The sequence below is a fragment of the Streptomyces sp. NPDC026538 genome, assembly GCF_055567535.1.
The window spans coordinates 66,040-87,125 of sequence record NZ_JBVHQG010000001.1; the positions used below are offsets into that span (position 1 = coordinate 66,040).

Below are 21,086 nucleotides of genomic sequence, written 5' to 3' on the forward strand. Positions count from 1 at the left end.
CTCCCCGACTCGCTCGGGAGGAGCCTTCGGCATGTCCCACGAGCCCCGCTGGACCACCGGTGTGGGCCTTCCCACACACTCCCCTCGCAGGTCAACGGCAAGTTGACGGGTCTTCCGGGGGCGTGGTGGACTTCCGGAGCCAAGTACGGCGGCAAGAGAGGAAGCCGGTGTGAATCCGGCGCGGTCCCGCCACTGTCACCGGGGTAGCAATCCCCGGGAGCCAGGAACTCTCACCGCCGGTCTCGTCGAACCAGGGCGTGGACACCCTGAGTGAGGACATATCGCCATGCGCGGCTGCCGTTCGAGGTTGAGTACCAGGCCCGTTCCCGCCCCCGCGGCGGGCTGAGCCGATGGGTGCCGGTCGCGTCTTCGCGTACGGCGCCGCCGCCGGCCTTCTCGGCGATCTGCTGCTCGGCGATCCGCGCCGCGGGCATCCGGTCGCCGCGTTCGGACGGGCGGCCGGGGCCGTTGAGCGGGCACTGTGGCGGGACCACCGCGGGTGGGGCGCGCTGCACACCGCCGTCTGCGCCGGCGGCGCCGTGACGCTGGGCGCCCTGGCCCAGCGGGTCGTACGACCGTCCACCGCCGCTTCCGTCGCGCTCACCGCGACCGCCACCTGGGCCGTCGTCGGGGGCACTTCACTCGCCCGCGAGGCCGCTGTCATCGGGCGCGCCCTCGAGACGGGGGACGTCGAGGCCGCCCGGGCCCGGCTGCCACATCTGTGCGGACGGGATCCGCAGGCCCTGGACGCCGACGGGATCGCCCGGGCCGTCGTGGAGTCCGTCGCGGAGAACACGAGCGACGCGGTCGTGGGTGCGCTGGTGTGGGGGGCCGTGGGCGGGGTGCCGGGGCTGCTCGGGTTCCGGGCCGTCAACACCCTGGACGCCATGGTGGGTCACAAGTCGGCCCGGTACCGGCGGTACGGGTGGGCCTCGGCGCGGCTGGACGACGTGGCGGGGTGGCCGGGGGCACGGCTCACCGCCGTACTGGCCGCCGTCGCCGGAGCGGACACCAAGGGGGCCGTACGGGCCTGGCGATCCGACGCGGCGAAGCATCCGAGCCCCAACGCCGGGCCGGTGGAGGCGTCGTTCGCCGGGGCGTTGGGGGTACGGCTCGGCGGGACCTTGTCATACGGCGGCCGGGTCGAGCACCGGCCGGTACTGAACGGGGAGGGGCGTGCGGTGGAAGTCGCGGACATCGAGCGGGCGGTGCGGTTGTCACGGCGGGTGGGGTGGCTGGCGTTCGGGGTCGGCGCGGCCGGGGCCCTGCTGCGGGGGGCGCTTGCACGGCGCCCGGCACAGCGCTCCGCACGGCGGCCGGGACGGGCGTCGTGAACGGCGGCGGGCTCCTCGTCGCCGGTACCACCTCCGACGCCGGCAAGAGTGTCGTCACCGCCGGTATCTGCCGGTGGCTGGTGCGGCAGGGCGTCAAGGTCGCGCCGTTCAAGGCGCAGAACATGTCCCTCAACTCCTTCGTCACGCGCGAGGGCGCCGAGATCGGGCGGGCGCAGGCCATGCAGGCGCAGGCCTGCCGGGTCGAGCCGACCGCGCTGATGAACCCCGTGCTGCTCAAGCCGGGGGGCGAGCAGAGCAGCCAGGTCGTGCTGCTCGGGAAACCGGTCGGTGAGCTGAGTGCGCGCGGGTTCTTCGGGGGCTCTGGGCCCGCGACGCAGCCGCCATCAGACGTGGTGTCCCCCGGGAAGAGGCTGCACGGCGGGCGGCAGCAGCTGCTCGGGACCGTGCTCGACTGTCTCGCCGAGTTGCGGGGCACGTATGACGCGGTGATCTGTGAGGGGGCGGGCAGTCCGGCGGAGATCAACCTGCGCCGGACCGACATCGTGAACATGGGGATCGCGCGCAACGCGCGGATCCCGGTGCTCGTCGTCGGCGACATCGACCGCGGGGGCGTGTTCGCCTCCTTCTTCGGCACCGTCGCCCTGCTCTCGCCGGAGGACCAGGCCCTCGTCGCCGGGTTCCTCGTCAACAAGTTCCGGGGCGACGTCTCCCTGCTGGAGCCCGGCCTCGACATGCTGCACGGCCTCACCGGGCGGCACACCTACGGCGTGCTCCCCTTCCGGCACGGGCTCGGGATCGACGAGGAGGACGGGCTGCGGGTCTCGCTGCGCGGGACCGTCCGGGAGTCGAACACGGCCCCGCCGGTCGGCGCGGACGTCCTGCGGGTCGCCGTCTGCGCCATCCCCCTGATGTCCAACTTCACGGACGTGGACGCGCTGGCCGCCGAACCGGGTGTCGTGGTGCGGTTCGTGGACCGGCCCGAGGAACTCGCCGACGCCGATCTCGTCGTGATCCCGGGCACCCGGGGGACGGTCCGGGCCCTGGAGTGGCTGCGGGAGCGGGGGCTCGCGGAGGCGCTCGAGCGCAGGGTCTCCGAGGGGCGGCCGGTGCTCGGCATCTGCGGTGGCTTCCAGGTCCTCGGGGAGCACATCGAGGACGAGGTCGAGAGCCGGCGCGGGCAGGTGGCCGGTCTCGGGATGCTGCCCGTACGGGTGCGGTTCGCCCGGGAGAAGACCCTCACCCGGCCCGTCGGCGAGGCCCTCGGCGAGCGCGTCGAGGGGTACGAGATCCATCACGGGGTGGCCGAAGTCACCGGTGGGGAACCCTTCTTGGACGGCTGCCGGGTCGGGCAGACCTGGGGCACCCACTGGCACGGCTCCCTGGAGTCGGACGGCTTCCGCCGGGCCTTTCTGCGCGAGGTGGCGGCCGCCGCGGGCCGCCGGTTCGTGCCGGCCCCCGACACCTCGTTCGCCGCGCTGCGCGAGGAGCAGCTCGACCGGCTCGGCGACCTGATCGAACAGCACGCGGACACCGACGCGCTCTGGCGGCTCATCGAGTCGGGCGCGCCGCAAGGACTGCCTTTCATCCCACCGGGAGCGCCCGCATGAGCACTGTGTTGTTGTTGTCGACCGCCGACACCGATCTGCTGGCGGCCCGGGCCGCCTCCGGTGCCGACTACCGGATCGGCAATCCGACGCGCGTCGACGTCACGGAGGAGCTGCCCGCGCTGATCGAGGGCGCGGACATCGCCGTCGTACGCCTGCTCGGCGGCAAGCGGGCCTGGGAGGACGGGCTCGCCGCGCTCCGGGCGTCCGGGGTGCCGACCGTGCTGCTCGGCGGCGAGTCCGTGCCGGACGCAGAGTTGATGGCCGAGTCGTCGGTGCCGGCCGGCGTGGTCGCGGAGGCGCTGCGCTATCTCGTCGAGGGTGGCCCCGCGAACCTGCTGGAGCTGTCCCGGTTCCTGTCCGACACCGTGCTGCTGACCGGCGAGGGGTTCGCCGAGCCGCAGCGGATGCCCGAGTTCGGGGTGCACGGCGCGTACCAGATCCGGGCCGGCCGTCCCACGGTCGGGGTGCTCTTCTACCGGGCCCATGAACTCAGCGGCAACACCGCCTTCGTGGACACCCTGTGCGAGGCGATCGAGGCGCGGGGCGCCAACGCCCTTCCGGTGTACTGCGGTTCGCTGCGCGGGGCGGACGCCGGGCTGTACGAGATCCTCGCCGGGGCCGACGCGCTGGTCGCCACCGTGCTGGCGGCCGGCGGCACCCACGCCTCGCAGGCCTCGGCCGGCGGTGACGAGGAGGCCTGGGACATCGGGGCGCTCGCCGATCTGAACGTCCCGGTGCTGCAGGGCTTGTGCCTGACCTCGTCGAAGAGCACCTGGGACGAGTCCGACGCCGCCCTCTCCCCCATGGACGCGGCGATGCAGGTCGCCATCCCGGAGTTCGACGGCCGTCTGATCACGGTCCCCTTCTCCTTCAAGGAGCAGGGCCCGGATGACGTCCCGGTGTACGTCGCCGACCCCGAGCGGGCCGGACGGGTCGCCGGAATCGCCCTGCGGCACGCGCGGTTGAAGCACAAGCCGAACGCGGACAAGCGCGTCGCGCTGGTCTTCACCGCGTACCCGACCAAGCACTCGCGGGTCGGCAACGCGGTCGGTCTTGACACGCCGGCCTCGGCGGTGCGGGTCCTCGACGCCCTCAAGGCGTCCGGCTACGGCGTCACCGAATACCCCTCCGGCGGGGACGAGTTGATCCACCGTCTGATCGAGGCCGGCGGGCACGACGTGGAGTGGCTGACCGAGGAGCAGCTGGCCTCGGCGCCCGCGCGGGTGCCGCTCGCGGACTACCGGGCGTGGTTCGAGAAACTCGACCCTCGGCTGCGGGACGCGATGACCGAGGCGTGGGGCGAGCCGCCGGGCTCCCTCTACGTCGACGGGGAGGACATCGTCCTCGCCTCCCTGCGGTTCGGGAACGTCGTCGTGATGATCCAGCCGCCGCGCGGCTTCGGTGAGAACCCGATCGCGATCTACCACGACCCGGACATGCCGCCGTCGCACCACTACATGGCGGCCTACAGGTGGCTCGAGAACTCCTTCGGCGCGGACGCGGTCGTGCACATGGGCAAGCACGGCACGATGGAATGGCTGCCCGGCAAGGGGCTCGGGCTGAGCGCCGGCTGTGCGCCGGACGCGGTCCTCGGCGAACTGCCCCTGATCTACCCGTTCATCGTCAACGACCCCGGCGAGGGCACCCAGGCCAAGCGGCGCGGGCACGCCACCGTGGTCGACCATCTGGTCCCGCCGATGGCCCGTGCCGACACCTACGGCGACCTGGCCAAGCTGGAGCAGCTGCTCGACGAGTACGCGCTGGTCTCCGACCTGGACCCGACGAAGGCACCGGCCGTGCGGGCGCAGATCTGGACGCTGGTCAAGGCGGCCGAACTCCACCACGACCTGCACGTGGACGACCAGCCGGACGACGCCGACTTCGACGAGTTCGTCATGCACATCGACGGCTACCTGTGCGAGATCAAGGACGTGCAGATCCGCGACGGCCTGCACATCCTCGGCGGCGGCCCGGCCGGCGAGGCACGCGTGAACCTGGTGCTGGCCGTGCTGCGGGCCTCGCAGGTGTGGGGCGGGCAGGCCAACGCGCTGCCGGGGCTCCGGGCCGCGCTGGCCGCGCACTTCGGTCTGGCCGAGAAGGAGTTGCTCGCCGAGCCCGGTGCGCCCGTGAAGGTGCCGGTCGAGCTGTCCGATCTCGTCGAGGGTCCGGCCCGCACGGCCGCCGACGCCATCGACCTGCTGGAGCAGCTCTGCCGACGGATCGCGGAAGGGATGGAGGAGCGCGACTGGGCCGTCTCGGACAGCCGTTCCCTCATCCGTGACGTCCTCGGCACCGAACTCCCCGACGCCGTGGCCGTGCTGGAGTTCGCCTGCGCCGAGGTCGTGCCCCGGCTGGCCCGCACCACGGACGAGATCGACCACATCCTCAAGGCGCTCGACGGCGGTTACGTGCCGGCGGGGCCGTCCGGCTCCCCCACCCGCGGGCTGGTCAACGTCCTGCCGACCGGCCGCAACTTCTACTCGGTCGACCCCAAGGCCATTCCCTCCCGGCTGAGCTGGGAGGTCGGCCAGTCCCTCGCCGACTCGCTGGTGCAGCGCTACCTCCAGGACACCGGCGCGTATCCGAAGTCCGTTGGGCTGACGGTGTGGGGCACCTCCGCGATGCGCACCCAGGGCGACGACATCGCCGAGATCCTGGCGCTGCTGGGCTGCCGTCCGGTCTGGGACGAGGCGTCGCGGCGCGTGACCGGCTTCGAGGTGGTCCCGCTGGACGAACTGGGCCGGCCGCGCATCGACGTCACGGTCCGGATCTCCGGCTTCTTCCGGGACGCGTTCCCGCACGTGGTCGGGCTGATCGACGACGCCGTGCGCAAGGTCGCCGAGCTGGACGAACCGGCCGACCGGAACTACGTGCGCGCCCACGCCGACGAGGACACCGCCGAGCACGGCGACCGGCGGCGCGCCACCGCCCGTGTCTTCGGCTCCAAGCCGGGCGCGTACGGCGCGGGTCTGCTGCCGCTGATCGACGCCCGCAACTGGCGTTCCGACGCCGACCTCGCCGAGGTGTACGCCGTCTGGGGCGGCTACGCCTACGGCCGCGGGCTCGACGGGCGGCCGGCGCGCGGGGACATGGAGACCGCGTTCAAGCGGATCGCGGTCGCCGCGAAGAACGTGGACACCCGCGAGCACGACCTCGTCGACGCCGACGACTACTTCCAGTACCACGGCGGCATGGTCGCGATGGTGCGCCATCTGACGGGCGAGAACCCCGAGGCGTACGTGGGCGACTCGGCCACCCCGGACCAGGTGAGGACCCGCACCCTCGGCGAGGAGACGCACCGCGTCTTCCGGGCCCGGGTGGTCAACCCGCGCTGGATGGCGGCCATGCGCCGGCACGGCTACAAGGGCGCCTTCGAGATGGCGGCGACCGTCGACTACCTCTTCGGCTACGACGCCACGGCGGGGGTGGTGGACGACTGGATGTACGAGAAACTCAGCGCGGAGTACGTCTTCGACGCGGAGAACCGGGACTTCATGAAGAAGTCCAACCCGTGGGCGCTGCGCGGCATCACCGAACGGCTCCTGGAAGCCGCCGACCGGGGCCTGTGGGCCGAGCCGGACGCGGACACCCTGGAGCGGCTGCGCGCCACCTACCTGGAGCTCGAAGGCGACCTGGAGGGCGATCAGTGACCACCCCCTTCCCCTTTACGGCCGTCGTGGGTCAGGACGACCTGCGGCTGGCGCTGCTGCTGAACGCGGTGTCGCCGGCGGTCGGCGGAGTGCTGGTGCGCGGCGAGAAGGGCACCGCCAAGTCCACGGCGGTACGCGCCCTTTCGGTGCTGCTGCCGACCGTGGACGTCGTCGCCGGCTGCCGCTTCTCCTGCGACCCGGCCGCGCCGGATCCGGCCTGCCCGGACGGGCCGCACAACCCGCCCGGCGCCTTCGAGTCCCGCCCGGCGCGCATGGTCGAACTGCCGGTCGGTGCCTCCGAGGACCGGCTGGTCGGCGCCCTGGACATCGAACGGGCCCTGGCGGAGGGCGTGAAGGCCTTCGAGCCGGGCCTGCTGGCCGACGCCCACCGGGGCATCCTCTACGTCGACGAGGTCAACCTCCTCCACGACCACCTGGTCGACCTGCTGCTGGACGCGGCCGCGATGGGCGCCTCCTACGTGGAGCGCGAGGGTGTCTCGGTGAGGCATGCCGCGAAGTTCCTGCTCGTCGGCACCATGAACCCCGAAGAGGGCGAACTGCGGCCGCAGTTGCTGGACCGGTTCGGGCTGACGGTGGAGGTGGCCGCCTCGCGCGAGCCGGACCAGCGGGTGGAGGTGGTACGCCGGCGGCTCGCGTACGACGACGATCCGGCCGGTTTCGTGGGGCGCTGGGCCGGTGAGGAGGCCGCCGTGCGGCAACGGATCGTGGCGGCACGGGCGTTGCTGCCGTCGGTGCGGCTGGGCGACGGGGCGTTGCGGCAGATAGCGGCTACCTGTGCGGCCTTCGAGGTCGACGGTATGCGCGCCGACATCGTGATGGCGCGGACGGCGACCGCGCTGGCCGCGTGGGCCGGGCGGACCGAGGTGCTGGCGGAGGACGTCCGGCAGGCCGCGCTGCTCGCGCTGCCGCACCGCAGGCGCCGCAACCCCTTTGACGCGCCGGGCCTCGACGAGGACAAGCTGGACCAGACGCTGGAGGAGTTCTCCGGCGAGTCCGAGGACGACGATCCCGGTCCGGACGGTCCCGGCGGGGGCGGCGGGCGGCCGGCGCCCGACGACGGCGACCCACAGGGCGGCGACACGGGTGCGCGGCCCGAGGCCGGGGAGGACGGCGAGCCGCAGACCTCCGGCGGCTCGGGCGAGCAGGCGCCGACGCGGGCCGCCGAACCCTTCCGCACCAAGGTGCTGACCGTGCCCGGGATCGGTGCGGGCGCCGCCGGCCGGCGGTCCCGGGCGCGCACCGAGCACGGACGTACGACGGGTGCGCGGCGGCCCCGGGGTGCCCTGACCAAGCTGCACCTGGCGGCGACCGTGCAGGCCGCCGCCCCGCACCAGCGGGCCCGTGGCCGGTCCGGTCCTGGCCTGGTGGTCCGGCGGGACGATCTGCGGCAGGCGACCCGGGAGGGACGCGAGGGCAACCTGGTGCTGTTCCTGGTCGACGCGTCCGGGTCGATGGCGGCCCGGCAGCGGATGAGCGCCGTGAAGGGCGCCGTGCTGTCGCTGCTGCTCGACGCCTATCAGCGGCGGGACAAGGTGGGGCTGGTGACCTTCCGGGGCTCGGCCGCCGATGTCGCGCTGCCGCCGACCTCGTCCGTGGACGCGGCGGCGGCCCGCCTGGAGGCGCTGCCGACCGGGGGGCGTACCCCGCTCGCGGCCGGGCTGCTCAAGGCGCACGACGTGCTGCGGGTGGAGCGATTGCGGGACCCCGCGCGACGGGCCTTGGTGGTCGTGGTGACCGACGGACGGGCCACCGGCGGTCCGGAGCCGGTCGCGCTAGCCGGGCGGGCGGCCCGGCTGTTCGCGGCCGAAGGGGTCGCCTCGGTGGTCGTGGACTGCGAGTCGGGGCCGGTACGGCTCGGACTCGCCGGGCAGTTGGCCGGGGAACTGGGCGGTGCGGCGGTGACGCTCGACGAGTTGCGGGCGGACTCCATCGCCGGGCTGGTGAAGGACGTGCAGAGTCGTTCAAGGAGGGCCGCGTAGTGCCGCAGGGACAGCCGAGTGTGGTGCCGGACGACGGACTGACGACTCGTCAGCGTCGTAATCGGCCTCTTGTCGTCGTGCACACGGGCGTCGGCAAGGGGAAGTCCACCGCCGCGTTCGGGCTCGCGCTGCGCGCCTGGAACCAGGGGTGGCCGATCGGGGTGTTCCAGTTCGTCAAGTCGGCGAAGTGGAAGGTCGGCGAGGAGCGGGCGCTGCGGGTCCTCGGGGACTCCGGGGAGGGCGGGACCGTCGCCTGGCACAAGATGGGCGAGGGCTGGTCCTGGGTGCAGCGGGACGCGCAGATGGACAACGAGGAGAAGGCCCGGGAGGGCTGGGAGCAGGTCAAGCGGGACCTGGCGGCCGAGACGTACCAGCTGTACGTGCTCGACGAGTTCGCGTACCCCATGCACTGGGGGTGGGTGGACACCGACGAGGTCGTCGAGGTGCTGCGGAACCGGCCCGGGAGCCAGCATGTCGTGATCACCGGGCGGAACGCGCCCGAGAAGCTGGTGGACCTCGCCGACCTCGTCACCGACATGTCCAAGGTCAAGCACCCGATGGACGTGGGGCAGAAGGGGCAGAGGGGCATCGAGTGGTGATGTCTTCCGTTCCACGGCTGGTCATCGCCGCGCCTTCCTCGGGCAGCGGCAAGACCACCGTTGCCACGGGGTTGATGGCCGCGTTCGCCGCGCGGGGGCTCGCCGTGTCCCCGCACAAGGTCGGACCGGACTACATCGACCCCGGGTACCACGCGCTCGCGACCGGGCGGGTGGGGCGGAACCTCGACGCGTATCTGTGTGGTCCTGAGCTGATCGGGCCGTTGTTCGCGCATGGTGCGCGCGGCTGCGACATCGCCGTGGTCGAGGGTGTGATGGGACTGTACGACGGGGCCGCCGGGGAAGGTGAACTGGCGTCCACCGCTCATGTCGCGAAGCTGCTGCGGGCGCCGGTGGTGCTGGTAGTGGACGCGTCGTCGCAGTCGCGGTCGGTGGCCGCGCTGGTGCACGGGTTCGCGTCGTGGGATCCGGAGGTGCGGGTCGGGGGCGTGATCCTGAACAAGGTGGCGTCGGACCGGCACGAGGAGTTGCTGCGGGAGGCGCTGGATTCCTCCGGGGTGCCGGTGTTCGGGGTGCTGCGGCGGGTGGCCGGGGTGGATACGCCGTCGCGGCATCTGGGGCTGGTGCCGGTCGCCGAGCGGCGGGGCGAGGCGGTGGACGCGGTCGCGGCGATGGCCGCGCAGGTCTCCGACGGGTGTGACCTGGAGGGGCTGCTGGGGTTGGCCCGGGGGGCCGGTGTGGTGCCGGGTGCGGCGTGGGATGCGGGTGCGGCCTTGGCTTCCGTGGTTTCCTCGCCCCCGCCGCCCCTACCCGTCCCCTCACCAGGGGCGGGCGCCCCTTCGGCCCCGGCTTCGGGGGCTGCCGCCCCCGGACCCCCGCTTCGGCCTGAACGGCCTCGTCCTCAAACGCCGGACGGGCTGGGGAGGGTGCGGGCCGGCCTTCGTCCTCAGACGCCGGACGGGCTGGGTGGTAGGGGTTCGCTGCGTGTACCGGACGGGCTGGGTGGCGGGGGTGGGCTGCGTGTACCGGACGGGCCGGGTGGTGGGGGTGCGTTGCGTGTACCGGACGGGCTGGGCGATCGGGGTGCGCGGCCCGTTGTCGCCGTCGCTGCTGGGGCCGCCTTCAGCTTCTCCTATGCCGAGCACACCGAGTTGCTCGCTGCCGCCGGGGCCGAGGTGGTGCCGTTCGATCCGTTGCGGGACGAGCAACTGCCGGACGGGACGCGGGGGTTGGTCGTCGGCGGAGGTTTCCCCGAGGTGTACGCCGCCGAGTTGTCCGCCAACGAGCCGCTGCGCAAGGCCGTCGGCGCCCTCGCTCACGGCGGTGCTCCGGTGGCCGCCGAGTGCGCGGGGCTGCTCTATCTGTGCCGGGAGCTGGACGGGCTGGCGATGTGCGGTGTGCTGGACGTCCGGGCGCGGATGACCGAGCGGCTGACTCTCGGCTACCGGGACGCGGTCGCCGTGAGCGACAGTGTGCTGGCGGTCGCCGGGACCCGGCTGCGCGGGCACGAGTTTCACCGGACCGCGGTCGAGCCGGGGGCCGGTGCGGCGCCCGCGTGGGGTGTGCGTACCCCCCGGCCGCGGGTCGAGGGTTTTGTACAGCAGGGTGTGCACGCGAGTTATCTGCACACGCACTGGGCGTCCGAGCCCGGTGTGGCCCGAAGGTTCGTGGAGAGGTGCCGGACGTCATGAGCAGCAGCAGGTTGATCGGAGTCGGGGTGGGGCCCGGTGACCCCGAGCTGGTGACCGTGAAGGGCGTCAACGCCCTGCGTGCCGCCGAGGTGGTCGTCGTACCCGTCATGGCTGGGCCTGATGGAAAAGCCGTCGGTGAGCAGGGCCGTGCCGAGGCGACCGTGCTGCACTACGTCGGCGCGGAGAAGGTCGTCCGGATCGTGTTCGCGCTGAACGAGCGCAGTGACCGGGGGCGGCGCGAGGCCGCCTGGGACGCGGCGGGCGCCAGGGTCGCGGAGTTGCTGCGCGAGCGCGGCTCCGTCGCCTTCGCCACCATCGGGGATCCGAACGTCTACTCGACCTTCACCTACCTCGCGCAGACCATCGCCGGGCTGGTCCCGGGCGTGGTCGTGGAGACCGTGCCCGGCATCACCGCCATGCAGGACCTCGCCGCCCGGTCCGGTGCCGTGCTCACCGAGGGGACCGAGCCGCTGACGCTGGTGCCGGTGACGGCGGGTGCCGAGGTGCTGAAGGACGCGCTGAGCGGGCCGGGGACGGTCGTGGCGTACAAGTTCGGGCGGCAGGCCGGCGCGGTCACCGAGGCGCTGCGGGAGACCGGGCGGATCGAGGACGCCGTGTGGGGGTCGGCGCTGGGGCTGGCCGAGGAGTCCGTCCGGCCCGCCGCCGAGCTCGACGGTTCCCCGCTGCCGTATCTCTCCACGCTCATCGCGCCGCCGCGCCGGGACGGTGGCAGAGGCGGGAAGCTGTGAGCGCCTCAGCCCGAGATGCCCACCACCAGCCAGATGAAGGCGGCCCCGGCCACCGTGCACAGCAGGGTGGAGCGGGCCGGGTGTTCGTGGTGGGCCTCGGGGAGGATCTCGGCGGCGGCCAGATACAGCAGGACGCCCCCGAAGAGGCCGAGATAGCCGCCGAGCACGGTCTCCGGGATGGTGAAGAAGACGGTCGACAGGGCGCCCAGGACGGGTGCGCAGGCGTCGGCGATCAGCATGCCTATCGCCCGGCGGCGCGCGTTGCCGTAGAGGCTCGTGATGGTGAACGTGTTGAAGCCGTCCGCGAAGTCGTGCGCGATCACGGCCAGCGCGACCGCCGTGCCCATGCCGCCGCCCACCTGGAAGGCCGCGCCGATCGCCACGCCGTCCATCGCGCTGTGCCCGACCATCGCGCCGGCCGCCGTCAGGCCCACCTCGGGCGCCCGGTGACCGTGTTCGTCACCGCCGTGCGCGGCCTGGCGGAGGGCCAGCGTGCGTTCCACCAGATGGGCCAGCAGGAAGCCGGCCACGAAGAGCAGCAGGGCGGCCGGTACGCCGAAGATCTCCCGGCCGGCCGCGTGCAGCGCCTCCGGCAGCAGGTCGAGGCCGACCACCCCGAGCATCAGGCCGCCGGCCAGGCCCAGGACCAGGTGGCGACGGTCGGTCACGCGCTGTGCCGTCCAGCCGCCGGCCAGCGTCATCAGGAACGCGCCGAGCGCGACGAAGACCGCCATGTGCCCTTGCTATCCGATCGACCCGCCCCAGCGCACATCCAGCAGCACTCGTAACACCGTTTGTCCAGAGAGGACCGATTTTCCATGGCCGATGCCGCTGCCCCTGCCGCTGTCGCAGCCACTGCCTGCGGCGCCGCCCCCACCGGCAAGGTGACCTTCGTCGGCGCCGGCCCCGGCGCCGCCGATCTGCTGACGTTCCGGGCCGCGCGTGCGATCGCCGAGGCCGACGTGGTGATCTGGGCCGCGAGCCTGGTCCAGGCGGAGGTCCTCCAGCACGCCCGCGAGGACGCCGAGATCCTCGACTCGGCCACGATGTCGTTGGAGGACGTCGTCGCCGTCTACGAGCGGGCCCGGGCGCAGGGGCTGCGGGTCGCCCGGATCCACTCCGGCGATCCGGCCCTGTGGGGCGGTACCCAGGAGCAGGTCGACCGGTGTGCCGGGATCGGCGTCGAGGTCGAGATCGTGCCGGGTGTGTCCTCCTTCTCGGCCGTCGCCGCGCTCGCCCAGCGCGAGCTGACCATTCCCGAGGTCGCCCAGTCCGTCGTCCTGACCCGGCTCGGCGGCGGCAAGACGCCGATGCCGCCGGGCGAGGAGGTACGGGAGTTCGCCCGGCACGGCACCACCATGGCGATCTTCCTCTCCGCCGCGCGCAGCGGGCAGCTGGTGCGGGAGCTGCTGGAGGGCGGCTATCCGACGTCGACGCCGGTGGTCGTCGCCTACCAGGCGACGTGGCCGGAGGAGCTGGTCGTGAAGTGCACGATCGAGACGCTGGAGGAGACGGTCAAGGAGCACAAGCTCTGGAAGCACACCCTGTTCCTGGTCGGCCCCGCCCTGGACGCCCACGGCACCCGCTCGCACCTCTACCATCCCGGCCACTTCCACGGCTTCCGCAAGGCCGACCCTCAGGCCCGGCGGGCCCTGCGTGAGCGGGGGGCGAGTACGTGATCACGGTCTTCGGTACCGGGACGGGGACGCCGCTCCCGCCGGACGCGCTGGCCGGGGCCGGGCTGGTGGTCGGCGGGCGGCGGCACCTGGACGCGGTCCGGCTGCCGGAGGGGGCCGAGCGGATCGTCCTCGGGCCGCTGGCACCCGCGCTCGACGCCGTCGAGGAGTACCTCGAAAAGGACCGCCCGGTGGCCGTGCTGGCCTCCGGCGATCCCGGGTTCTTCGGGATCGTGCGGGCGCTGGCCGAGCGGTTCGGGCCGGAGCGGCTGGAGGTGCGGGCCGGGGTGTCGTCCGTCGCCGCCGCGTTCGCACGGGTCGGGCTGCCCTGGGACGACGCGGTGGTGGTGAGCGCGCACGGGCGGGAGCCGCGTACGGCGGTCCATGTGTGCCGGGCGCATCCGAAGGTGGCGGTGCTGACCGGGCCGGGGGCCGGGCCGGCGGAGCTGGGGGCCGCGGTGCCGGCGGACCGGCTGCTGGTCGTGGCGAGCGCCCTCGGTGACCCCGGGCGGGAGCGGGTGGAGCGGGTCACGCCCGCCGAGGCCGCCGGCCGGGACTGGGGAGCGGACGTCAGCGTGGTGCTGTGCCTGGACCCGGCGCGGGTGCTCGGGGCGGTGCGTACCATCGCCGGGATGCCCGCCGGGCCTGTCCGATGGGCCCTGGACGAACGGGAGTTCGCGCACCGGGACTCGATGATCACCAAGTTCGAGGTACGGGCGCTGGCGCTGGCCCGGCTCGGGCCGCGGATCGGCGACCTGGTCTGGGACGTCGGCGCGGGTTCCGGGTCGGTGGCGGTGGAGTGCGCGCGGCTCGGGGCCGCCGCCGTCGCCGTGGAGAAGGCCGCGGACGGGGTCGAGCGGATCGCCGCCAACGCGCGGGCGCACGGGGTGTACGTGGACGTGGTGCACGGTACGGCGCCCGAGGCCCTGGCCGGACTCCCGGATCCCGACGCCGTGTTCGTCGGCGGCGGGGGTCGTGAGCTGCCCGCCGTGGTGGGCGCCTGCGCGCTGCGGGCCCGGCGGTCGGTGGTGGTGGCGCTGGCCGCCCTCGACCGGGTACCGGCGGCGCGCGAGGCGCTGACCGGTGCCGGGTTCTCCTGCGACGGGGTGCTGCTGCAGTCCTCGCGTCTCGCGCCGCTGCCCGGGGATGTCACCCGGCTGGCGGCGGCCAATCCCGTGTTCCTGCTGTGGGGGAATCGAATCCCCCTTTCCGAAGAAGGAGTTGCTCAGTGATCGGCCTCATTTCCGCCACCGCGGCGGGGGCGGCGGCACGCGACCGGCTGGCCGCGGCGTGGCCGGACCGCACGCGGGTGTACGACGGTCCGGTCGGGGACGCCGTGCGGTCCGCGTTCGCGGAGTGCGGGCAACTGGTGTGTTTCCTGGCCACGGGTGCGGTGGTCCGGCTGATCGCCCCGCTGCTGGGCGAGAAGACGGCCGACCCGGGTGTGGTGTGCGTCGACGAGGGCGGGCGGTTCGCCGTGTCCCTGGTCGGCGGGCACGCGGGCGGCGCGAACGAACTCGCCCGCGAGGTGGCCGAGGTCCTGGCCGCGCAGCCGGTGGTGACCACCGCGACGGACTCCGTCGGACTACCCGGCCTCGACACCCTGGGCTTCCCGGTCGAGGGCTCGGTGGCGACCGTGTCACGGGCCCTGCTGGACGGTGAACCGGTCGCCCTGCGAACGGAGTTGACGTGGCCGCTGCCGCCGCTGCCGCTGGCCGGGGAGGGCGCGTACACGGTCCGGCTGACCGACCGCGCGGTCGAACCCGCCGAGCGCGAGGTGCTGTTGCGCCCGCCGTCCCTCGTGGTGGGCGTCGGCGCCTCCAAGGGCGCTCCGGTCGACGAGGTGCTCACCCTGATCGAGGGGGCCCTGCGGGACGCGGGACTCTCCGCTCGTAGCGTCGCCGGACTCGCCACCGTCGACGCCAAGGCCGAGGAGCCCGGCATCGTCGAGGCGGCCGCACGGCTCGGGGTCCCCCTGGTGACGTACACCGCGGAGGAGCTGGCCGCGGTGGCGGTGCCCAACCCCTCCGGCGCGCCGCTGGCCGCCGTCGGCACCCCGTCCGTCGCGGAGGCCGCGGCCCTGGTGCACGGCGGCGAACTCCTCGTCCCCAAGCGGAAGTCGGCCCCTGCGGACGGCCGGCCCGCCATGGCGACCTGCGCCGTCGTACGACGACCCGCGCGTGGCCGGCTCGCGGTCGTCGGGCTCGGACCCGGCGCCCGCGACCTGCTCACCCCACGCGCCAAGGCCGAACTCCGGCGCGCCTCCGTGCTCGTCGGGCTCGACCAGTACGTGGACCAGATCCGCGACCTGCTGCGGCCCGGTACCCGTGTCCTGGAGTCGGGGCTCGGTGCCGAGGAGGAGCGGGCGCGGACCGCGGTCGCCGAGGCGCGTGCCGGGCATGCCGTCGCGCTGATCGGCAGCGGCGACGCCGGCGTGTACGCGATGGCCTCCCCCGCGCTCGCCGAGGCCTCCGACGACATCGACGTGATCGGCGTCCCGGGCGTCACCGCGGCACTCGCCGCCGGGGCGATCCTGGGCGCGCCGCTGGGCCACGACCACGTCTCCATCAGCCTGTCCGACCTGCACACGCCGTGGGAGGTCATCGAGCGCCGGGTGCGGGCCGCCGCCGAGGCGGACATCGTGGTGACCTTCTACAACCCCCGCTCCCGGGGCCGTGACTGGCAGCTGCCGAAGGCGCTCGCGCTCCTCGCCGAGCACCGCGAGCCGGCGACGCCGGTCGGTGTCGTACGCAACGCCTCGCGCCCCGGCGAGTCGAGCCGGGTGACCACCCTGGGCGCACTGGACCCGGCGTGGGTCGACATGATGACCGTCGTGACCGTGGGCAACACGGCGACCAGGAACATCGCCGGGCGCATGGTCACCCCCCGTGGATACCGCTGGCAGGAGAGCGCTCCGGAGGGGGCCGAGTGAACCGGGTCGTCCATCCCATCGAGGAGGAGTCCTTCCGGCGGCTGCGGGCCCGCCTGGACACCTCGCACTTCCCGCCGCTGACCCGCGCCGTGGTGGAGCGGGTCATCCACTCCGCCGCCGACCTGGAGTACGCGAGCGACCTCGTGACCGACGAGGACGACCTGGTGAAGGCGCATGCCGCGCTGCACGCCGGGGCGCCGGTCGTCGTGGACGTGGAGATGGTCGCCGCCGGGATCACCCGCCGGGAGACGGTGTGCCGGCTGCGTGACGCCAGGTCGGTTGCCGGGCTCACCCGTTCGGCGCACGCGATCCGCCTCGCGTACGAGCAGGTGGGTCCCGGCGCACTCTGGGTGATCGGCAACGCGCCGACCGCCCTGGAGGAGCTGCTGACGCTGGACGCCTCCCCCGCGCTCGTCATCGGTCTGCCCGTCGGCTTCGTCGGCGCCGTCGAATCCAAGGCCGCGTTGCGGGAGAGCGGGCTGCCCGCCGTCAGCAACGTGTCCGAGAAGGGCGGCTCGGCGGTCGCCGCCGCCGCGCTCAACGCCCTGCTGTACCACCCCACTTCCGAGGAGACGCTGTGACCACCCCGCCCGCCCTGCTCATCGCCGGCCATGGCACCCGGGACGAAGCCGGGGCCGAGGCGTTCCGTGACTTCGTACGGGAGCTGGGCCGCCGCCACCCCGAACTGCCCGTCGCCGGCGGCTTTATCGAGCTGTCCCCGCCCCCGCTGGGCGAGGCGGTGACCGAGCTGGTCGAGCGGGGGGTACGACGGTTCGCCGCCGTACCGCTGATGCTGGTCTCCGCCGGGCACGCCAAGGGCGACATCCCGGCCGCGCTGGCCCGGGAGAAGGAACGGCACCCGGGGATCTCCTACACGTACGGGCGTCCGCTGGGCCCGCACCCCTCGCTGCTGACCGTGCTCGAGCGGCGCCTGGACGAGGCTCTGGGCGCCGACGGGGGGCGCGCCCCGCTGGACCGGGCGGACGTCACCGTGCTGCTGGTGGGCCGGGGTTCCACGGACCCGGACGCCAACGCCGAGGTGCACAGGGCGGCACGGCTGCTGTGGGAGGGGCGCGGCTACGCCGGTGTGGAGACGGCGTTCGTGTCGCTGGCCGCGCCGGACGTGCCGAGCGGACTCGACCGGTGTCTGAAACTGGGGGCGCGCCGGATCGTCGTCCTCCCGTACTTCCTGTTCACCGGGATCCTGCCGGAGCGGGTGCGGCAGCAGACCGAGGGCTGGGCGGCCGCGCACCCCGAGGCCGAGGTGCGCTCGGCGGACGTCATCGGGCCCGAGCCGGAGCTGCTCGACCTGGTGATGGAGCGGTACCGGGAGGCGGCCGCCGGCGAGGTGCGGATGAACTGCGACTCGTGTGTGTACCGGATCGCGATGCCCGGTTTCGAGGACAAGGTGGGGCTGCCGCAGCAGCCGCACTTCCATCCCGACGACGACGGCCACGACCACGGGCACCACCATCACCACGGCGGCCACGCGCATGCCCACTGACGACGGTTCCGGCGGTTCGGCAGGCCCGCACGATCTGCGGCACCACGGTGACGCCGAGGTCCGTGACGACGGTTCCGCGCTGATCGACCTCGCGGTCAACGTACGGGCCGACACTCCCCCGGCCTGGCTGCGGGAGCGGATCGCCGGGTCGCTGGCCGGTCTCGCGGCCTATCCCGACGGGCGGGCGGCGCGGGCGGCGGTCGCTGCGCGGCACGGGCTGCCGGTGGAGCGCGTGCTGCTGACGGCGGGCGCGGCGGAGGCGTTCGTGCTGCTGGCGCGGGCGCTGAAGGTGCGCCGGCCGGTGGTGGTGCATCCGCAGTTCACCGAGCCGGAGGCGGCGCTGCGGGACGCGGGGCACAGCGTGGACCGGGTGCTGCTGCGGGAGGCCGACGGGTTCCGGCTCGATCCCGCGGCCGTGCCGGAGGACGCAGACCTGGTCCTGATCGGCAATCCGACCAACCCCACGTCGGTGCTGCATCCCGCCGAGGCGATCGCCCGGCTCGCCCGGCCCGGGCGGACGCTGGTGGTCGACGAGGCGTTCATGGACGCGGTGCCGGGTGAGCGGGAGGCGCTGGCCGGGCGGACCGACGTGCCGGGGCTGGTGGTGCTGCGGAGCCTGACGAAGACGTGGGGGCTGGCGGGGCTGCGGGTCGGCTATGTGCTGGCCGCGCCGGAGACCATCGCGGAGCTGGCACGGGCGCAGCCGTTGTGGCCGGTGTCGGCGCCGGCGCTGGTGGCGGCCGAGGCGTGTGTGGCGCCGCGGGCGCTGGCTGAGGCGGCGCACGCGGCGCACCGGGGGGCGGCCGACCGCGCCCATCTGGTGGCGGGACTCGAGGAGTTCGCGCCGGAGGGGGTGCGGGTGGCGGGACCTGCGGAGGGGCCGTTCGTGCTCGTCCGGATGGCCGGGGCGGCCGCGGTGCGGCGGCAGTTGCGGGTGTTGGGGTACGCGGTGCGGCGGGGGGACACGTTTCCGGGGCTGGACGAGGAGTGGGTGCGGGTCGCGGTGCGGGACCGGGGGACGGTGAACGGGTTCCTGCAGGCGCTGGATCGGGCGTTGATGTTGATACGCGGGTGAGGGGGAACCGCGCGCGGTGGGTGCGCCTGCGGGTCGTGTGTGGCTGGTCGCGCCCGCGCGGCGGCAGCCGCGGATCGGCTGCCGCCGCGCGCCCCTTACGGGGCTCTATCGCTTGCGTCGGGCCACGGTCACCGCTCCTCCGCCCGCCAGCAGCAGGGCCAGCGCTCCTGCCACGACATACGGCGTCACCGAACTCCCGCCCGTCTCCGCGAGCTTGGTCTCCTTCGCCGGGGCGCCCTGGGGCTTGACGTCGGTCACCGGGTCGGCCGGGTCCGACGGGGCGGCCGGGTCCGGTGGTGTCTCGCAGGTCGCCTTCGCGAGGGTCAACGTCCCTTCCACGTCGGCCACGTTCAGCTTCAGCGGGTTCACGGAGACCTTGAGTTCCAGGGCGCTGGCCGCCGCCGTCGTCGAAGTCGTCTCGCGCTTGGAGAGGTCGAGGCGGACCTCGCCGACGCCGGGGACCCTGACGTCGGTGGGGCCGCCCGCGCTCAGCGTCACGCGCTTGCCGAGGACCGTGACGGCGCCGAGCACGTTCGCGGAGGCCACCGGCTGCTTGCCGGTCTCGCAGGTGGCCTGGGAGGTGACCGTGTCGAGTTCGACGAGGGACAGCAGGGGCAGGCCGGGCAGGTGCAGCCGGGCGTGGGCGAGGTGGACCGAGCCCTCGGCCAGGCTGTCGGAGACCGTCGCCTTGGCCGAGGCGACTTCGGCGCCCAGGACGCTGAACGGCTTGCCGCCGTCCACCCCGTCGAGAGTGGCGGTCAGCGCGGTGCGGTCGGCGCTCTGCGGTGCCTGGACCTCGTTCAGGGAGACCGCGAGCGGGACGTTCACGGTCTTGTCGAGGAACGAGACGTCCAGGCCGGTGCGGAGGACGACCGCGCTCGCGCGGCCCTGGTCGGTGGTCGCGTGTGCGGCGCCCGCGCCCGCCAGGGCCGCGGGACCGGCGACCAGGGCGGTGGCCGTCGCGACGGTCGCGAGACGGCGTGCGGGCATGCGGAAGGTGTCGCTGTTCAAGGTGGTGGGACCCCCAGAGGAAACTTGCTCGGGACCCGCCAAGAATTACGCACCAGGGGTGAACGGGCGGCAATCCTGCGTGACTTCACTCATTAGTGGACTTTCCGTGCACGCATTCGAGCCGCCGGGCACAGGCGTTCCTTTACTCGACGACTTGCCCGTTCAGCACCACCCGGCGGGGGGACGCGAGGACGCGTACGTCCGCGCGCGGGTCGCTCTCGTACACCACCAGGTCCGCCGGTGCGCCCTCCTCCAGGCCGGGCCTGCCGAGCCAGGCGCGGGCCGCCCAGCTGGTCGCCGCGAGCGCGTCGACGGGCGGGATCCCGGCGGTGACCAGCTCGGCGACCTCGCCCGCGACCAGGCCGTGGGCGAGGGAGCCGCCGGCGTCGGTGCCGACGTAGACCGGGATGCCGGCGTCGTAGGCGGCCCGGACGGTGTCGTAGCGGCGCTCGTGGAGCCGGCGCATATGGGCCGACCAGCGCGGGAACCTGGCCTCGCCGCCCGCCGCGAGGTCGGGGAAGGTGGCGATGTTGACGAGGGTCGGGACGATGGCGACACCCCGCGCGGCGAAGAGGGGGATCAGCTCCTCCGTCAGGCCGGTGGCGTGCTCGACGCAGTCGATGCCGGCCTCGACCAGGTCCTGGAGCGAGTTCTCGGCGAAGCAGTGGGCGGTGACCCGGGCGCCGAGCCGGTGCGCCTGGGTGATCGCCGCCTCCACCGCGTCCCGCGGCCAGCTGGGGGCCAGGTCGCCGAGGTCGCGGTCGATCCAGTCGCCGACCAGCTTGACCCAGCCGTCACCGCGCCGGGCCTCCTGGGCGACGTAGGCGACCAGGTCGTCCGGTTCGATCTCGTGGGCGAAGTTCCTGATGTAGCGGCGGGTGCGGGCGATGTGCCGGCCGGCCCGGATGATCTTCGGGAGGTCCTCGCGGTCGTCGACCCAGCGGGTGTCGGAGGGCGACCCGGCGTCCCGGATCAGCAGCGTGCCGGCCTCGCGGTCGGTGAGGGCCTGCTTCTCGGCGGTCGCCGCGTCGACCGGGCCCTGCGGGCCGAGGCCGACATGGCAGTGGGCGTCGACGAGGCCGGGGAGCGTCCAGCCCTCGACGGTCCGGATGTCACGGGCGCCGGCGGGGCGGTCGTAGGAGACCCGGCCGTCCACCACCCACAGTTCGTCGCGGACGTCCTCGGGGCCCACGAGGACCCTGCCCTTCACGTGCAGCACCGCTCGATCGCTCATGCCACGCACGATAGTTCGTCGGGTGCGGGTGCGTCGTGGCTGGTCGCGCCCGCACGGCGGTAGCCGCATATCGAATACGGCCCCGCGCCCCTTCGGCCGCGTCCC

The 21,086-nt window shown here is 73.8% G+C and carries 15 protein-coding genes, 1 pseudogene and 1 riboswitch; of the genes and pseudogenes, 13 read left to right on the forward strand and 3 right to left on the reverse strand.

Annotated features, from left to right (window positions below; translation table 11 throughout):
* Positions 1–109 precede the first annotated feature (109 nt).
* Positions 110–249, forward strand: a riboswitch (cobalamin riboswitch).
* 101 nt (positions 250–350) lie between these two features.
* The 7 genes and pseudogenes from ACZ4N4_RS00345 (at position 351) to cobI (ending at position 11,549) form a co-directional block, all read left to right on the forward strand.
* Positions 351–1,334: a cobalamin biosynthesis protein gene (locus ACZ4N4_RS00345; protein WP_467582787.1), complete on the forward strand. Its 984-nt coding sequence runs from the start codon at positions 351–353 to the stop codon at positions 1,332–1,334.
* A complete protein-coding gene (locus ACZ4N4_RS00350; RefSeq protein WP_467582790.1) occupies positions 1,331–2,902 on the forward strand; it encodes a cobyric acid synthase in 1,572 nt (523 codons plus the stop codon). Before ACZ4N4_RS00345 ends, ACZ4N4_RS00350 begins: the two co-directional genes overlap by 4 nt.
* On the forward strand, positions 2,899–6,552 hold the full coding sequence (cobN, locus tag ACZ4N4_RS00355; protein ID WP_467582793.1) for a cobaltochelatase subunit CobN: 3,654 nt from the start codon (positions 2,899–2,901) through the stop codon (positions 6,550–6,552). The genes ACZ4N4_RS00350 and cobN overlap by 4 nt, the downstream gene beginning before the upstream one ends.
* A complete protein-coding gene (locus tag ACZ4N4_RS00360; protein ID WP_467582796.1) occupies positions 6,549–8,552 on the forward strand; it encodes a putative cobaltochelatase in 2,004 nt (667 codons plus the stop codon). The genes cobN and ACZ4N4_RS00360 overlap by 4 nt, the downstream gene beginning before the upstream one ends.
* A complete protein-coding gene (gene cobO, locus ACZ4N4_RS00365) occupies positions 8,552–9,151 on the forward strand; it encodes a cob(I)yrinic acid a,c-diamide adenosyltransferase (RefSeq protein ID WP_467582799.1) in 600 nt (199 codons plus the stop codon). The genes ACZ4N4_RS00360 and cobO overlap by 1 nt, the downstream gene beginning before the upstream one ends.
* Positions 9,152–9,153: 2 nt before the next feature.
* A pseudogene (locus ACZ4N4_RS00370) lies at positions 9,154–10,800 on the forward strand (cobyrinate a,c-diamide synthase); the annotation flags it as partial.
* Positions 10,785–11,549 carry a precorrin-2 C(20)-methyltransferase gene (gene cobI / locus ACZ4N4_RS00375; protein WP_467582802.1) on the forward strand — a complete coding sequence of 255 codons (765 nt, stop codon included), beginning with the start codon at positions 10,785–10,787 and terminating at the stop codon, positions 11,547–11,549. The pseudogene ACZ4N4_RS00370 and the gene cobI, both read left to right, overlap by 16 nt.
* Before the next feature lie 5 nt (positions 11,550–11,554).
* Here the strand turns inward: cobI and ACZ4N4_RS00380 are convergent, their stop codons facing one another.
* Positions 11,555–12,283 (reverse strand): ZIP family metal transporter, encoded by a 729-nt coding sequence (locus tag ACZ4N4_RS00380; protein WP_351694711.1) that lies wholly within the window; start codon positions 12,281–12,283, stop codon positions 11,555–11,557.
* An 84-nt stretch (positions 12,284–12,367) separates the two neighbouring features.
* On the opposite strand from ACZ4N4_RS00380, the gene cobM reads away from it, so the two are divergent.
* The 6 genes from cobM to cobC are packed head-to-tail and all read left to right on the forward strand — an operon-like array spanning position 12,368 to position 18,736.
* Entirely contained in the window at positions 12,368–13,228 is an 861-nt protein-coding gene (gene cobM / locus ACZ4N4_RS00385; RefSeq protein ID WP_453573854.1) for a precorrin-4 C(11)-methyltransferase, read from the forward strand.
* Positions 13,225–14,457 carry a precorrin-6y C5,15-methyltransferase (decarboxylating) subunit CbiE gene (gene cbiE / locus ACZ4N4_RS00390; RefSeq protein WP_467582805.1) on the forward strand — a complete coding sequence of 411 codons (1,233 nt, stop codon included), beginning with the start codon at positions 13,225–13,227 and terminating at the stop codon, positions 14,455–14,457. Before cobM ends, cbiE begins: the two co-directional genes overlap by 4 nt.
* Positions 14,454–16,157: a precorrin-3B C(17)-methyltransferase gene (gene cobJ, locus ACZ4N4_RS00395; RefSeq protein ID WP_467582808.1), complete on the forward strand. Its 1,704-nt coding sequence runs from the start codon at positions 14,454–14,456 to the stop codon at positions 16,155–16,157. The genes cbiE and cobJ overlap by 4 nt, the downstream gene beginning before the upstream one ends.
* On the forward strand, positions 16,154–16,738 hold the full coding sequence (locus tag ACZ4N4_RS00400) for a precorrin-8X methylmutase (RefSeq protein ID WP_467582810.1): 585 nt from the start codon (positions 16,154–16,156) through the stop codon (positions 16,736–16,738). The genes cobJ and ACZ4N4_RS00400 overlap by 4 nt, the downstream gene beginning before the upstream one ends.
* Positions 16,735–17,661 carry a sirohydrochlorin chelatase gene (locus ACZ4N4_RS00405; RefSeq protein ID WP_467582813.1) on the forward strand — a complete coding sequence of 309 codons (927 nt, stop codon included), beginning with the start codon at positions 16,735–16,737 and terminating at the stop codon, positions 17,659–17,661. The genes ACZ4N4_RS00400 and ACZ4N4_RS00405 overlap by 4 nt, the downstream gene beginning before the upstream one ends.
* Positions 17,651–18,736, forward strand: a complete 1,086-nt coding sequence (cobC, locus tag ACZ4N4_RS00410; protein ID WP_467582816.1) for an Rv2231c family pyridoxal phosphate-dependent protein CobC — start codon at positions 17,651–17,653, stop codon at positions 18,734–18,736. The genes ACZ4N4_RS00405 and cobC overlap by 11 nt, the downstream gene beginning before the upstream one ends.
* A 105-nt stretch (positions 18,737–18,841) precedes the next feature.
* On the opposite strand, the gene ACZ4N4_RS00415 is transcribed toward cobC, so the two are convergent.
* Together ACZ4N4_RS00415 and ACZ4N4_RS00420 are read right to left on the reverse strand one after the other, a co-directional pair.
* Complete coding sequence (locus ACZ4N4_RS00415; protein WP_467582818.1) at positions 18,842–19,747, reverse strand: SCO1860 family LAETG-anchored protein; 906 nt, start codon at positions 19,745–19,747, stop codon at positions 18,842–18,844.
* A gap of 142 nt (positions 19,748–19,889) precedes the next feature.
* On the reverse strand, positions 19,890–20,981 hold the full coding sequence (locus ACZ4N4_RS00420) for an amidohydrolase family protein (protein ID WP_453573874.1): 1,092 nt from the start codon (positions 20,979–20,981) through the stop codon (positions 19,890–19,892).
* Positions 20,982–21,086: the final 105 nt, after the last annotated feature.